Here is a 12,422-nt window from a genome sequence, read left to right on the forward strand (position 1 = left end):
GCTTTCTTCTGGTGGCACCAGCAAACCAGCTTGATTTTCAGTCATTGCATGACCTCCCAACAGACCGGCTGCACAAAACGCGGCGCCGGTCATCAATACCTCTCGTCTGATCATTGCAGCTTCCCTTTTGATGCTTATCGGCCTCAGTCTAGCATAACTCCTATCAAAAAATGGGGCCAATGTATCCCGATTTAGGCACTCCAAAGCCCTTCCAGCTTCACCCCTTTGGCGCGAACATATCCGGGTGGGCAGCCTGAAACGCGGGATGCTGCTTGCAGTTTTCTTCGATGGCGAGAATGCGTTCGCAAGTCGACAAGTCAACGTCCCAACGCCGCGCATTATAGAGCTGCGGCATCAAGCACGTATCGGCCATGGTTGGACTGTCGCCAAAGGAAAACTTAGAGTCTGATTGTTGGAGCAGCATGCCTTCATAGGCGTGCAAGCCTTGGCCGATGAAGTGGTGAAACCAATCGCGCACCGCGTCTTTGCCAACACCGAATGTCTTGGTGATATGCTGGGTCACACCCAAATTACACACGGGGTGAATATCCATCGCAATAGCGTGGCTTAGTGCCCGCACACGCTGACGATCCAGCGCATTTCCTGGCATCAGCCCCTGATCTGGGTGCATTTCGGCCAAATATTCGATAATCGCAACGGATTGGGTGAGCAACATACCGTCAAGTTCGATGGTCGGCACCAAACCCTGCGGGTTGAGCAGGTGATAAGATTCACCCTTATGCGCCCCCTCAAGCAAGTTTACATCAACCACTTCATACTCAACACCACACAAGGCCAAAGCAATGCGCACCCGATAGGCAGCAGAAGAGCGCCAATAATTGTATAAAATCACGTCAGACAAAAGTGTCTCCGACATATTGGCGCTCCAAGTATTTTAGCCGAATTTGACGATTTGCTGATCAATAGCACCAAAGATTGTGCTGCCATCATCGTTGAGCATTTCAATGCGCACTTGGTCACCGAACTTCATAAATTCAGTTTTTGGCGCGCCATCGTTGATGGTTTCAATCATACGGATTTCCGCAATGCACGAATAGCCCAAGCCGCCATCACGCACGGGCTTGCCCGGTGTGCCGTCTTTATCTTTGTTCGACACGGTGCCGGACCCGATGATCGCTCCAGCGGCAACGTGGCGCGTTTTGGCCGCATGCGACACGATTTTGGGGAAATTGAACGTCATATCAACGCCCGCATTGGCCTTGCCGAAAGCATCGCCATTATAATGCACCAACATATCGCGATGCACTTTGCCGTCGGCCCAATGATCGCCCAACTCGTCTGGGGTCACCGCAACGGGTGCAAACGCTGTTGCGCCTTTACTTTGGAAAAACCCAAAGCCTTTTGCCAGTTCCCCGGGGATCAAAGCGCGATAGCTCACATCATTGAGCAACACGATCAATTTGATTTTGTCAGCGGCAGCCTCAGGCGAAATACCCATCGGCAAATCATCACAGATCACGCCGATTTCCGCTTCCATATCGATGCCCCAACTCTCGGAGCCAACTTCAACATTCTGGTTTGCGCCAAGCATTGCGTCTGGTGCGCCCATATACATCAAGGGGTCTTCCCAAAAACTTGCGGGCAAATCTGCGCCGCGTGCTTTGCGCACCAATTCAACATGGTTCACATAAGCCGACCCATCCGCCCACTGGCTTGGGTTTGGTAATGGTGCCATGGCTTTGGTTGCATCAAACGCATCGCCAACACTGGCGTCAGCATTGATCTTATCAGAAAGGGCTTGAAGACCTGCTTCAACGCCGGCCCAATTATCAATCGCATCGCGCATGGTTTTGGCCACATCTTGTGCGCTCAAATAGCGCGTCAAATCACGGCTTACCACCACCAATTCGCCATAACGCGATTGGTTTGAAAGAGTTGCAAGTTTCATAGATCAGTCCCACTTTCCTTCTGGGGTGCCATCAAAATGGCTCTTCAAATCAGCCCAGCAATCAATGTAATTGTCTTGTGTCGTTTCTAGCGTCGCCGCATATTCCGTCAACAGCTGAGGGAAGCGGGTTTCGAACATAAACGCCATCGTATTGTCGAGTTTTTGCGGTTTCAAGTCAGCGGTTGAGGCTTTGTGAAAACCACCAGCATCCGGCCCATGCGGCAACATCATATTGTGCAAGCTCATGCCGCCGGGCACAAAGCCCTCTTCTTTCGCGTCATATTGACCGTGAATAAGGCCCATGAATTCGCTCATAATATTGCGGTGATACCAAGGGGGGCGGAACGTATGTTCAGCCACCAACCAGCGCGGCGGGAAGATCACAAAATCAATGTTCGCCGTACCGTCTTCCCCCGAAGGCGCAGTCAATACCGTGAAAATTGAAGGATCAGGATGGTCAAACAAGATCGACCCAACTGGCGAATAGGTCGCCAGGTCGTATTTATATGGCGTGTAATTGCCGTGCCAGGCCACAACGTCGAGTGGCGAATGGGGGATTTCAGGTTCGTAACACTTTCCGCACCACTTCACAATCACCCGACAAGGTGTGTCTTTTTCTTCATATGCAGCCACCGGTGTTTTAAAATCACGCGGGTTGGCCAAACAGTTCGCCCCAATTGGGCCGCGATCTGGCAGGGTGAATTTCGCGCCATAGTTTTCACACATATAACCGCGCGATGGCCCCTCAACACTGACCTTAAACACCATGCCGCGCGGGATCACCACAATCTCGCCCGGCGCCACGTCAAACTTTCCCATTTCGGTGAAAATGTGCAGGCTACCAATTTCTGGCACCAGCAATAATTCAGCATCTGCATTGAAGAAATGGTCGTCTTCCATCGAGGCGTTAAACGCATAAACGTGGCTCGCCATCCCCACTTGGGTGAAAACGTCCCCCGCCGTCGTAATGGTTTTAACCCCGGCTAAGAAATCTGTTCTTTCTTCAGGCATGGGAATGGGGTCCCAGCGGGTTTGCCCGATCGGCATTTCCCCATTCATCTGGTGGGGCGCAGTTTTCCAAAGCGGCAGATCAAACGGCTTAAACCGCGTGGTGTGCCTTACGCTTGGGCGAATGCGATACAGCCACGAGCGCTCATTTGTGCCGCGCGGCGCGGTAAATGGCGAACCAGACAATTGCTCTGCATAAAGCCCATAAGCGCATTTCTGCGGGCTATTTTGCCCCTGCGGCAACGCGCCGGGCAAGGCTTCGGTTTCAAAGTCATTGCCGAAACCGGGCATATATTGAAGATCGTTTTTGCTCATAATGGCACCGTTGGACCCTATCTATCTTTTCCAAAGGCAAAATTGTGGTTGCACATGTAACCATCTATTATGTAACTATCAAACGAGGGAGAATTATACAATGGACGATCCAAACATCAAAAATGCCGACATCCTCGCTTTAGAGAAGTTTTTGCCCTACCGGCTCAACCAAGCCTCGGAAAAGGTCAGCCAAAAGTTTGCACAAGAATACAAAAAACGCTATGGGCTGACCCGCCCCGAATGGCGAACCTTTGCGACCATCGGCCAATTTGGCACCATCACTGCCCGCGAAATCTGCAATCATTCTCCCATGCACAAAACCAAGGTTTCGCGTGCTGTATTCGCCCTTGAAAAACGGCGCTGGGTCAAACGCACACAAGACCCAACAGACCGCCGCCTAGAACACCTTGAACTAACAACCACCGGGCAAGCCACCTACAAAGACTTAGTGAACGTTGCCAACGTTTTTGAAGAGAAATTCATCCAATCAATCGGAGATCAAGACGCACAACTTTTACTGCGCGCACTCGATGCGATTGAGCGACGGTTTGAGGCCTAGAACTTGCTATAATTGTCGATTGCACATATTTGACAAACATTCGTCCATTGCCACCAGTTTCGATTAACGAAATTGGGGTAAAAGTAGCCCGTCCATTGAATAAGTTGAGTGAGCAACTATGTCCAACTCCCCGTTTAAAGCCTATGACGTCCGTGGCTTAATTCCAGACCAAATGAACGTGCCGTTCGCCTATCGTTTCGGTCAAGCCGTTGCCCATTTGCTCAAAGCAAACTCGGTTGTTGTTGGGCATGACATGCGTTTGGACAGTGCACCATTTGCCGATGCAATTTCACAAGGCTTAATGGACAGCGGCGTCAATGTGCTCCCGGTTGGCCAATGTGGAACCGAAGAAGTGTATTTTCACACAGACACATCCGGTGCAGATGGTGGTTTGATGGTAACCGCCAGTCACAACCCGCAAAATTATAATGGCATCAAGATGGTGCTTAAAGGCGCGCATGCGGCCACAAGAGATAACGCACTTGGTCCGCTTGAAGAACTTGTGATGAGCGATACCCCGTTCACCCCGGTTTCATACGAAAACCGCGGCAAAAAATTGCCCCAGTTGGACCGCGCGCCCTATATCCAGCGTTTGCTTAATCAGGTTGATGGCGTTGCGCTCAAACCGCTAAAAATCGTTTGTCACGCGGGCAATGGTTGCGCGGGCTCAATTATTGATTTGCTTGAAGAGCATTTGCCCTTCACCTTCATCAAGGTAGACCATGAAGCCGATGGCAATTTGCCCAATGGCATTCCAAACCCATTATTGCCCGAAAAGCGCGCAAAAGCTGCCAACGCCGTAAAAGAACATGGCGCCGACCTCGGCATCGCATGGGACGGGGACTTTGACCGCTGTTTCTTTTACGATCACACCGGGGAATTCGTTGAAGGCTATTACCTTGTTGGGCTAATCGCTCAAACGCTATTGCACAACAATCCTGGCGGCAAAATCGTCTACGATCCGCGCCTAACCTGGAACACCATCGATGTGGTTCAAGCAGCGGGCGGTGTGCCCATCATTTCAAAAACTGGGCACGCCTTCTTTAAGCAAATCATGCGCGAAGAAAACGCAATCTATGGTGGCGAAATGAGTGCCCACCACTATTTTGATGACTTCAGCTTTTGTGACACGGGCATGGTGCCTTGGTTGGCCATTGTCTCCGAAATCTCAACAAGTGGCAAAAGCCTAAAAGAAATGGTTGAAGAGCGGATCGCAAAATTCCCCTGCTCTGGCGAAATCAACTTCACCGTAAATGATGCGCCTTCAATCTTGGCCGAAATCGAGAAAACATATGCTCCCAACGCGCTAAAGGTCGAGCATATCGATGGGGTGAGCATTGAGTTTGATGATTGGCGTTTTAACGTTCGCTCCTCCAACACAGAGCCTTTGTTGCGCATCAATGTTGAGGCACGTGGGGACAAAGCCTTGGTCGACCAAAAGGTTGTCGAACTCTCAAAACTCATCAACGCCAGCTAAGCTAAATCGGAGCGGTGGCACCCCACCGCTCCATTTGTTTTAGATCGCCCACTTCGCGCCGGTTAGCTCTTCAGAAACGGTCCAAAGTTTTGCAGCGGCGTCCATATCTTGACCGTGCGGCGCAATGGGGAAAATCCCCACGGGACCGCCTAACCCACCCCGTTTGGCCGGGCCATAAAAAGTGACCGGTTGTGCCTCTTTGTCAGCCGCGGCCAAGACCAAAGACTTTGCGCCATGCGAAGGCGGATGCGAAAAGAACCGTCCAAACACCACCATCATCCACTTTTCGATACCGCCCGGCCCGGTGCGCTGCAAATTGGTATCTGCATATCCCGGATGCACCACATAGGCGTTAACCGCACTGTCCGCAGTTTTTAAACGCCTTTGCAGCTCATGAACAAACAACATATTCGCCAGCTTGCTTTGCCCGTAGCTTGCGGTGGAGCTGTAACCATGATCAAAGTTCAAATCTTCAAACTTGATCCGCTTTAATCCCCACATATGCGCAATCGAAGAAACTGCAATAATCCGACCTTGTGCTTTCTCGACCAACGGATAGAGCAATTGCGCAAACAAGAAATGGCCCAAATGATTGACCCCAAACTGGGTTTCAAAACCATCTTCAGTAAGTGTTTTTGTCGGGATCATCATCAAGCCCGCATTGTTCAAAAGCACATCTAACTTTTCATGATTGGCAATAAACAGATCAGCTGCGCTGCGCACGCTATCAAGCCGAGCAAGATCCATCAAAATATAGTCAATCGACCCTTTGTCGTTGGTGTGTTTTGCAATCTCTGCAACTGCTTCTTTTGCCTTTTGCTCGTTGCGGCAGAATATGGTGACCTGAGCGCCCTTACCCACCAACACTTTCGCTGCTTCAAATCCAATACCAGAGTTGCCGCCGGTGATAACAACCACTTTGTTGCTCATGTCCGGGGTGCGACTATAATCCCATCCCTGATTGCCAAATGGCATATTGCTTTTGCTCATGCTTACTCCAAAAATGATTGATTAGTCAGTCAACAGCGAACAGCACTTTGTGCCGCTGATGCTTTTTAGTTAGTTATCGTTTGATTATGCCGTTCCAGAAAACGTCGAAACCCGTTTGCAAATGGGCATTGCGATCCGCTTTTGTAAGCCCTTCGCTCCACAATAAATATTCAACGATTGCTTGGCCTTGCCGAAACATCAATTCTGCGATCAATTCAGGCGCCAAAGGCTGCAAGCGACCATCTTCAACCCCTTGGGTAAAAAGCGTCATCATATCTTCGTAGGGCGCACCAATCGCATCCAGTTCGCTTTTGCCAATGCGCTCAGACACACGAATTTGTTCCATCAGATAGAACCGTGTCCAATTCGCCATGCCCCATCGCAGGCCATTATACCAAAGCAGCTCAAGCTGATCCCGCAAGTCAGCATTTGGGTCAAACCCAACCGAAGCTTTGCTGATCATTTCGCGCTTAAGATAAACCAAAACCTCGCGGATAAGGGCCTCTTTTGACGCAAAGTGATTAAACAAAGTCCCCGTTGCCACGCCCGCGTGTTTAGCGATTGAGGCGGTAGAAGTGTTCCAGAACCCATTGGCCCCAAAAAGCTCAATCGCGGCTTCCAACAACTTCTCGCGTTTATTCACAGCCCCATTGGCGTGGCTATTGTTTTTACCGTGCCCCCCAGCGCTGTTGGTTGAACGTGACTCGGCGGGTGAGAACACAATAACATTTGTCGGCATTTTCTTTTCCATGCCAGCCATGTAGGTATGACTGACTAATTAGTCAATCACACCTCATCGAACTCGCTTTTGCTAAAAAACGAACAGTGCCGTTTTCGCCAAAAGATCAATTGGCACACACTCAAGAGCCTGCTAAAGAAAAAACATGTCGATGAGAATGCACCAAACACTATTAGACCTAGAACGCGCAATTCTTGCGCCCAACAATCGTGCCAACACGGATTTTCTGATGAATATGCTGACATCAGATTTTCTAGAAGTCGGCGCCTCTGGCACCCGCTACACCCGAGCAAACATCATCGAGCATTTGCGCGAAAAGCCGGGTTTTGATGGCCCAAGATCTATTGAAAACTTCTTCGCAAAACAATTGAGCGAAGACACCTGGATCGTGAATTATCGCATTCCGGAAACCTCAACCCAGCGCACCTCGATTTGGCAAAAGCGCGGCGGTGAATGGAAAATGCGTTTCCACCAAGGCACTGTAGAGCAAAAAAACAAAGCCCTATCGCACTAGCTCTCTAACAGGCTGTCGAACAATAGTTTTGCGCTTTTCCGGCGCTGTTCGTTTGGGATCACCTAAATAGATTTCATGATAATGACCGTGAGCTTCTAGTTCCTGCGCGGGCAAATAGTCGTGATAAAGCCGGTCCAATGTGGGACGCACCTCTTCGTTCGGACCAATATGCATGATTTGAACACAAAGACCCTCTTCAAATCTTTCCATACGCATGCCCTTTGGTGGGCGCTGACCTCGCTGTTCAGCCACTTTTTTCAACGAAAGGGCAAACGCGTCTTCTTCAAGCCAATCAGGCAGCGGAATCATCAACCGCCACTTCAGTCTATCGCGGTTCCCTTCGATCAAATCCTTCATATCGTCAGCCCACCAAAGTGTTTCCAGCGGCGGTTCAATAAAGTCTTTGCCCATGACTATTTTTGCCTCTTTGCGGATAGGTTGAATGGCCGCAAAAAGCCACTTTAATCCCGCTTCATATTCACCAGCAGTCGGATCGCCTGCCCCATCCAGCATCGCAAAAGGCAAGTTTGGCACAAGCACCTGAGAAAACTCATCGCTTGGCGGTTGATAGAGCTCTTTTAGTCTGAGTTTGAGGTCTTCAAATGCCATGTCTGGTCCCTCTTAACTGCGCGGCGAATTAGCCCCCCGGATGCGCCGCAGCTTCCATCGCCGCTCTTAGCACATCCCGGTCGCCTATATGATTGGCCAACAATAGGATCAACCGCGCATTGATGTCTTGGCTTTCTTTCGGGGTTTTGTCTTCATGCAACGCCAGCAGGTCAGCATAAAAATCATCCGCTTTTGCAATATTTGGCTTAGTGTTGAGCATCTTCTTCCCTACCCGCGTCCGGTTGCACGTGCCACTGCAGCGCGCACTTTTGTTTCATCAAACGCGCACCAACGCGCCGCCACATGTTGATCAGGTCGCATCAGATAAACAGCTGACGGCTGCGCGCCCAAATAACGCTCTGCAAACGCCTTATCGGCGTGTTTTGACGTATCGATCTTTAAGGTTTCAACCCCAATACCACACACATCCAACATCTCAGGTACATCACAATTGATCGCCAACAATTGGAACCTATTGCCCAACTGATCACCCAACCATCCGCCTTCTAAGGGCGCATCCACATAGGGCGCGCCAGGCCGCGTGCCAACCGGCAATGCTTCGTCATCATCCCCATTCAGCGGTGACCCATCATAAATTGCTGGCACCGACAAACGACCTGAATTGACCAAGGGGCGTGCAAATTCATAATGCTCCGCCAGATCCAAAACCGCATTGCGGAACGCGCGGCTCACATCTGATTTTGGCGTAATGAAATCCGTGGATCGAGTGGAATTGAGAATATTCTCATCCGCACCATACACCCGTTCCCAGTTGTAACTGTCCAACAAGCTCTCAGGCGCATGCCCGTCCATCACCAATTTGAGCTTCCAGCACAGATTATCTGTGTCCTGCAAACCGGAGTTTGCACCACGTGCCCCAAAAGGCGAAACTTGGTGCGCGGCGTCACCCGCAAAGATGACATGTCCATGGCGGAATTGTTCCATCCGGCGACACTGGAAGGTATAGATCGACACCCACTCAATCTCAAACTTAGCGTCTTCGCCAAGCATGGCTTTTAGGCGCGGGATCACATTTTCCTCGCGCTTTTCTTTTTCTTTGTCGATGTTCCAGCCAAGCTGCAAATCGATCCGCCACACATTATCCGGCTGAGAATGCAGCAGTGCCGATTGTCCTCGGTTGAACGGGGGATCAAACCAGAACCAACGCTCCACCGGAAAATCCGCTTCCATGATCACATCAGCGATCAAGAAATTATCTTCAAACACCCGCCCGTCAAAATCTAGGTTGAGCATCTGCCGGATCGGCGAAGCAGCCCCGTCACAAACAATCAGCCAGTCTGTATCGAGCTGGTAAGGACCGTCAGGCGTTTCAATTGAAATTCTTGCACCATCTTCTTGTTGGTCCACATGGGTGACTTTGTTACGCCCTCGAATTTCAATGGGTTTGCCTTCACGTTGCAATTCAAACGCCCGCTCCACCAAATATTGCTCGAAATAATATTGCTGCAGATTGATGAAGGCGGGGCGCTTATGCCCGCCCTCTGGCAACAGGTCAAAATCATAGACTTGGCGTTCATCAAAGAACACTTTGCCCAAGTTCCACAAAACACCCTTGTCGACAAATTCGTCACCACAGCCAAGCCGGTCCAAAATCTCCAATGGCCGCTTCGCATAGCATACGGCCCGCGAACCCCAGCTTACCTTGTCGTTGTCGTCAACAACAACAACCGGAACGTCTTGCATGGCCAAATCAATGGCAGCACCTAAACCGATCGGCCCCGCACCAACAACAACGACCGGGCGCCGAACAACCTCGTCGGCATCCTGATCCGCACTACGTTTATATGGATAAAGCGGTGTTTCAAAAATTTTGGTCATTCTTCCTCCCCAAAAGAACGATTGCGACTGTTCTTAGCCCTGCAACTGGTTCCACATGTCAATATCGCGCTCAGCGGTCCAAATGCGCGGCGTATCAATATCCAGCGCTTCGTCATATGCACGTGACACATTGAACGGTAGGCAATGCTCATAAATCGCATAGTCGCCAAACTTAGGATCGCACGCCGCTCGAACTGCATCCCATGCTTCTTTGAGCGAACCACCACGCAAGGCAACGCGCGCTGCAGGCAGATAGGTTGAGCGTACAAAATCGGACGTATTATCAAGCGCTGCATTCACAAGCTTCTTGCCCACCAGCGCATCACCGCGCCCGGGTGCAATCGCATCAACGTCAAAAGAGCGGATCGCTTCAATCGTGTTGGTCCAATCGTGGAAATGTCCATCACCGCAATAACAAGCTGAATGATATTCAACAATATCGCCGGTAAACATCACATTCTCGTCGCCCACATAAGCAACAATATCGCCCGCTGTGTGCGCACGACCCAAATGCATCAGGTCGACCCGACGCTTGCCCAAATAAATCGACATGCGCTTGTTAAAAGTTGTGGTTGGCCAGGTGAGGCCCGGAATACTTTCATGTCCCTGAAACAAGCGTGGGAACCGACCAAATTCGCTATCCCAATCTTCTTGCCCACGCTCTGCAACCATCGAGCGCGCTTTTTCAGACATCACCACTTGGCCCGCGCCATAGGCTGAAGCCCCCAAAACACGCACCGCATGATAGTGAGTTAGAACCACATGTGAAATCGGCTTATCGGTGACGCTGCGCACCTTTTCGACCACCATATTGGCGAGCCGAGGCGTTGCCTGCGCGTCAATAATCATCACGCTATCGTCGCCAATAACAACCCCCGTATTCGGATCGCCCTCAGCGGTAAATGCGTACAGATCACGCCCAACCTCAGTAAACGAGATCTTTTTGTCCGCCATATCTCCAGTGGATGCGAATGCTTTTGCCATGTGTTTTCTCCTCGCGCAAATGAGCCCTTGCCCATCACAAATCATCAAGCGCTTCAGGCACCCCTAATTTGCAACCGTCAAGCGATCATCCCCTATTTGCTCAAATTTAAGTCGCGCCCAGATTAGTTTCAATCGTAACTATGTCAAGTGCAACTTGTTCATCTTTCAGCATCCATTTGCAATTTGAGGTGAATCAAAACCACTATGGTTGATACTGTTAAGCTGGGGCAGACAAATAGGGGAATTTGAAATGTCAGAGCAATCAACCACACTAAAACGCACGCTGACATTGCCATTGCTGATTTTTTACGGCGTTGGCGTCACTATTGGTGCAGGCATTTTTGCACTTATTGGCGAGACGATATCGATCGCAGGCAACAAAGCCCCAATCGGGTTCGTTCTAGCAGGCATCATCGCTGCAGCCACCGGCCTATCCTACGCCAAATTGGCAGCGGTTTATCCCCGCGCCGCCGGTGAAGCCGTTTTTGTAAATATCGGCATGGGGCAAAATTGGGGGCGCTTGGTCGGCATTGGCGTCACCATCACCGCCATTGTTTCAAGCGCCGTCATTGCCATTGCATTTGCAGGATATTTGGGTCAACTCATCCCCCTGCCTGCGCCAATTTTGGTCATTGGCATTGTTGCCCTACTAACATTGATCGCCTGTTTGGGCGTCACACAAAGTGTAATTTTTGCAGCTATTATTACAGCGATCGAACTTGGCGCCCTCATTCTGATTGTATGGTTTGGCGCCAACAGTTTGACCGTACCCAGCAATTGGGTTGATGCCTTTGCGCCACCGTCCAGCTTTGAAATATGGCCCGCAATTTTCTCCGCAGCCCTGCTCGCTTTTTTTGCTTTTGTAGGCTTTGAAGATATTGCGAATGTTGCAGAAGAAGTAAAAAATCCGCGAAAAACACTTCCGCTTGGAATAATTACTACTCTAGTCATTGCAACAATTATATATTTTGTTGTTGTATCTGTGGTTGTTCTCGCAGTGCCAATGGATACTTTAATAAAATCAAGTGCACCACTCGCTTTAATATTTGAAAATACCGATCTGAAAACACGCGTTTTTTTCAATATACTCGCAATCATCGCCACGATAAATGGAGCACTCATTCAAGTGATAATGGCATCCCGTGTTCTATACGGTTTATCATCACAACAAAGCCTGCCAAGTTTCTTATCCTATGTTAATCCTGTAACGAGGACACCTATAACAGCAACTTTTGTTATTATCATTCTCGTCATAATACTTGCCGGTTTTCTCATCTAAAATTGCTGTAAAAGTTTCGCCTTGGTTTTTAAAAATGGCTGCGATGATTTTTCCGCGACCAATCACGTCACCTTCAACGACTTGCTCTTGATAGAGAACACGGAAACTGTCGTTTTTACGAATATCCAAAGCAAAGTCGATATCCCAGCCAAACATTACGGCCAGCTCCATGATTTGGTTGCCATCTAAGCCAGAAGATA

Annotated in this window: 14 protein-coding genes; 4 read left to right on the forward strand and 10 right to left on the reverse strand. The window is 49.9% G+C overall.

The features are described from left to right. Positions 1 to 217: 217 nt before the first annotated feature. Genes maiA through hmgA form a run of 3 tightly spaced genes read right to left on the reverse strand, consistent with a single transcriptional unit; the run spans position 218 to position 3,232 of the window. Complete coding sequence (maiA, locus tag Q0231_RS01655; protein WP_269394991.1) at positions 218 to 877, reverse strand: maleylacetoacetate isomerase; 660 nt, start codon at positions 875 to 877, stop codon at positions 218 to 220. A gap of 18 nt (positions 878 to 895) precedes the next feature. Then, positions 896 to 1,909, reverse strand: a complete 1,014-nt coding sequence (locus Q0231_RS01660; protein WP_269394992.1) for a fumarylacetoacetate hydrolase family protein — start codon at positions 1,907 to 1,909, stop codon at positions 896 to 898. A 3-nt stretch (positions 1,910 to 1,912) separates the two neighbouring features. Then, entirely contained in the window at positions 1,913 to 3,232 is a 1,320-nt protein-coding gene (gene hmgA / locus Q0231_RS01665) for a homogentisate 1,2-dioxygenase (RefSeq protein ID WP_299344200.1), read from the reverse strand. Positions 3,233 to 3,332: 100 nt separating this feature from the next. Here hmgA and Q0231_RS01670 point away from each other — a divergent pair, with 100 nt between their 5' ends. Both Q0231_RS01670 and Q0231_RS01675 read left to right on the forward strand, forming a co-directional pair. Then, positions 3,333 to 3,791 carry a MarR family winged helix-turn-helix transcriptional regulator gene (locus tag Q0231_RS01670; RefSeq protein WP_299344203.1) on the forward strand — a complete coding sequence of 153 codons (459 nt, stop codon included), beginning with the start codon at positions 3,333 to 3,335 and terminating at the stop codon, positions 3,789 to 3,791. Positions 3,792 to 3,909: 118 nt separating this feature from the next. Beyond that, on the forward strand, positions 3,910 to 5,268 hold the full coding sequence (locus Q0231_RS01675; protein ID WP_269394995.1) for a phosphomannomutase: 1,359 nt from the start codon (positions 3,910 to 3,912) through the stop codon (positions 5,266 to 5,268). A gap of 39 nt (positions 5,269 to 5,307) precedes the next feature. On the opposite strand, the gene Q0231_RS01680 is transcribed toward Q0231_RS01675, so the two are convergent. Further along, entirely contained in the window at positions 5,308 to 6,258 is a 951-nt protein-coding gene (locus Q0231_RS01680) for an oxidoreductase (protein WP_299344206.1), read from the reverse strand. A 73-nt stretch (positions 6,259 to 6,331) separates the two neighbouring features. Continuing rightward, a complete protein-coding gene (locus Q0231_RS01685) occupies positions 6,332 to 6,997 on the reverse strand; it encodes a TetR/AcrR family transcriptional regulator (protein WP_269394997.1) in 666 nt (221 codons plus the stop codon). Positions 6,998 to 7,142: 145 nt separating this feature from the next. Between Q0231_RS01685 and Q0231_RS01690 the strand changes: the two genes are divergently transcribed. Then, positions 7,143 to 7,511, forward strand: coding sequence for a nuclear transport factor 2 family protein (locus Q0231_RS01690; RefSeq protein ID WP_269394998.1), 369 nt, complete (start codon positions 7,143 to 7,145; stop codon positions 7,509 to 7,511). Here Q0231_RS01690 and Q0231_RS01695 read toward each other — a convergent pair. From Q0231_RS01695 to Q0231_RS01710, 4 genes are read right to left on the reverse strand one after another with little or no spacing between them, the layout of a single operon-like run. Next, the gene (locus tag Q0231_RS01695; protein ID WP_269394999.1) at positions 7,500 to 8,120 is read right to left on the reverse strand and encodes a GyrI-like domain-containing protein; all 621 of its coding nucleotides are present in this window, start codon (positions 8,118 to 8,120) and stop codon (positions 7,500 to 7,502) included. The genes Q0231_RS01690 and Q0231_RS01695 overlap by 12 nt on opposite strands. 28 nt (positions 8,121 to 8,148) lie before the next feature. Further along, positions 8,149 to 8,340: a DUF2783 domain-containing protein gene (locus Q0231_RS01700; protein ID WP_269395000.1), complete on the reverse strand. Its 192-nt coding sequence runs from the start codon at positions 8,338 to 8,340 to the stop codon at positions 8,149 to 8,151. Positions 8,341 to 8,348: 8 nt separating this feature from the next. Continuing rightward, the gene (locus Q0231_RS01705) at positions 8,349 to 9,959 is read right to left on the reverse strand and encodes an FAD-dependent oxidoreductase (RefSeq protein ID WP_299344214.1); all 1,611 of its coding nucleotides are present in this window, start codon (positions 9,957 to 9,959) and stop codon (positions 8,349 to 8,351) included. 33 nt (positions 9,960 to 9,992) lie between these two features. Beyond that, positions 9,993 to 10,943, reverse strand: coding sequence for an MBL fold metallo-hydrolase (locus Q0231_RS01710; protein WP_269395002.1), 951 nt, complete (start codon positions 10,941 to 10,943; stop codon positions 9,993 to 9,995). A 250-nt stretch (positions 10,944 to 11,193) separates the two neighbouring features. Between Q0231_RS01710 and Q0231_RS01715 the strand changes: the two genes are divergently transcribed. Further along, positions 11,194 to 12,222 (forward strand): APC family permease, encoded by a 1,029-nt coding sequence (locus Q0231_RS01715; RefSeq protein ID WP_299344218.1) that lies wholly within the window; start codon positions 11,194 to 11,196, stop codon positions 12,220 to 12,222. Here the strand turns inward: Q0231_RS01715 and Q0231_RS01720 are convergent. Then, the coding region (locus Q0231_RS01720; RefSeq protein WP_299344260.1) for a hypothetical protein at positions 12,130 to 12,422 on the reverse strand (293 nt) is incomplete at its 5' end. The genes Q0231_RS01715 and Q0231_RS01720 overlap by 93 nt on opposite strands.

The organism is uncultured Maritalea sp. (assembly GCF_937139385.1).
GTDB classification, from domain to species: domain Bacteria; phylum Pseudomonadota; class Alphaproteobacteria; order Rhizobiales; family Devosiaceae; genus Maritalea; species Maritalea porphyrae_A.

Bases quoted from the DNA above. Each gene is read 5' to 3' on its own strand.
- Q0231_RS01685 (WP_269394997.1), bottom strand. From the start codon at position 6,997: ATGCCGACAAATGTTATTGTGTTCTCACCCGCCGAGTCACGTTCAACC.
- Q0231_RS01680 (WP_299344206.1), bottom strand. From the start codon at position 6,258: ATGAGCAAAAGCAATATGCCATTTGGCAATCAGGGATGGGATTATAGT.
- Q0231_RS01710 (WP_269395002.1), bottom strand. From the start codon at position 10,943: ATGGCAAAAGCATTCGCATCCACTGGAGATATGGCGGACAAAAAGATC.
- Q0231_RS01700 (WP_269395000.1), bottom strand. From the start codon at position 8,340: ATGCTCAACACTAAGCCAAATATTGCAAAAGCGGATGATTTTTATGCT.
- Q0231_RS01690 (WP_269394998.1), top strand. From the start codon at position 7,143: ATGTCGATGAGAATGCACCAAACACTATTAGACCTAGAACGCGCAATT.
- hmgA (WP_299344200.1), bottom strand. From the start codon at position 3,232: ATGAGCAAAAACGATCTTCAATATATGCCCGGTTTCGGCAATGACTTT.
- Q0231_RS01670 (WP_299344203.1), top strand. From the start codon at position 3,333: ATGGACGATCCAAACATCAAAAATGCCGACATCCTCGCTTTAGAGAAG.
- Q0231_RS01705 (WP_299344214.1), bottom strand. From the start codon at position 9,959: ATGACCAAAATTTTTGAAACACCGCTTTATCCATATAAACGTAGTGCG.
- Q0231_RS01675 (WP_269394995.1), top strand. From the start codon at position 3,910: ATGTCCAACTCCCCGTTTAAAGCCTATGACGTCCGTGGCTTAATTCCA.
- maiA (WP_269394991.1), bottom strand. From the start codon at position 877: ATGTCGGAGACACTTTTGTCTGACGTGATTTTATACAATTATTGGCGC.
- Q0231_RS01660 (WP_269394992.1), bottom strand. From the start codon at position 1,909: ATGAAACTTGCAACTCTTTCAAACCAATCGCGTTATGGCGAATTGGTG.
- Q0231_RS01715 (WP_299344218.1), top strand. From the start codon at position 11,194: ATGTCAGAGCAATCAACCACACTAAAACGCACGCTGACATTGCCATTG.
- Q0231_RS01695 (WP_269394999.1), bottom strand. From the start codon at position 8,120: ATGGCATTTGAAGACCTCAAACTCAGACTAAAAGAGCTCTATCAACCG.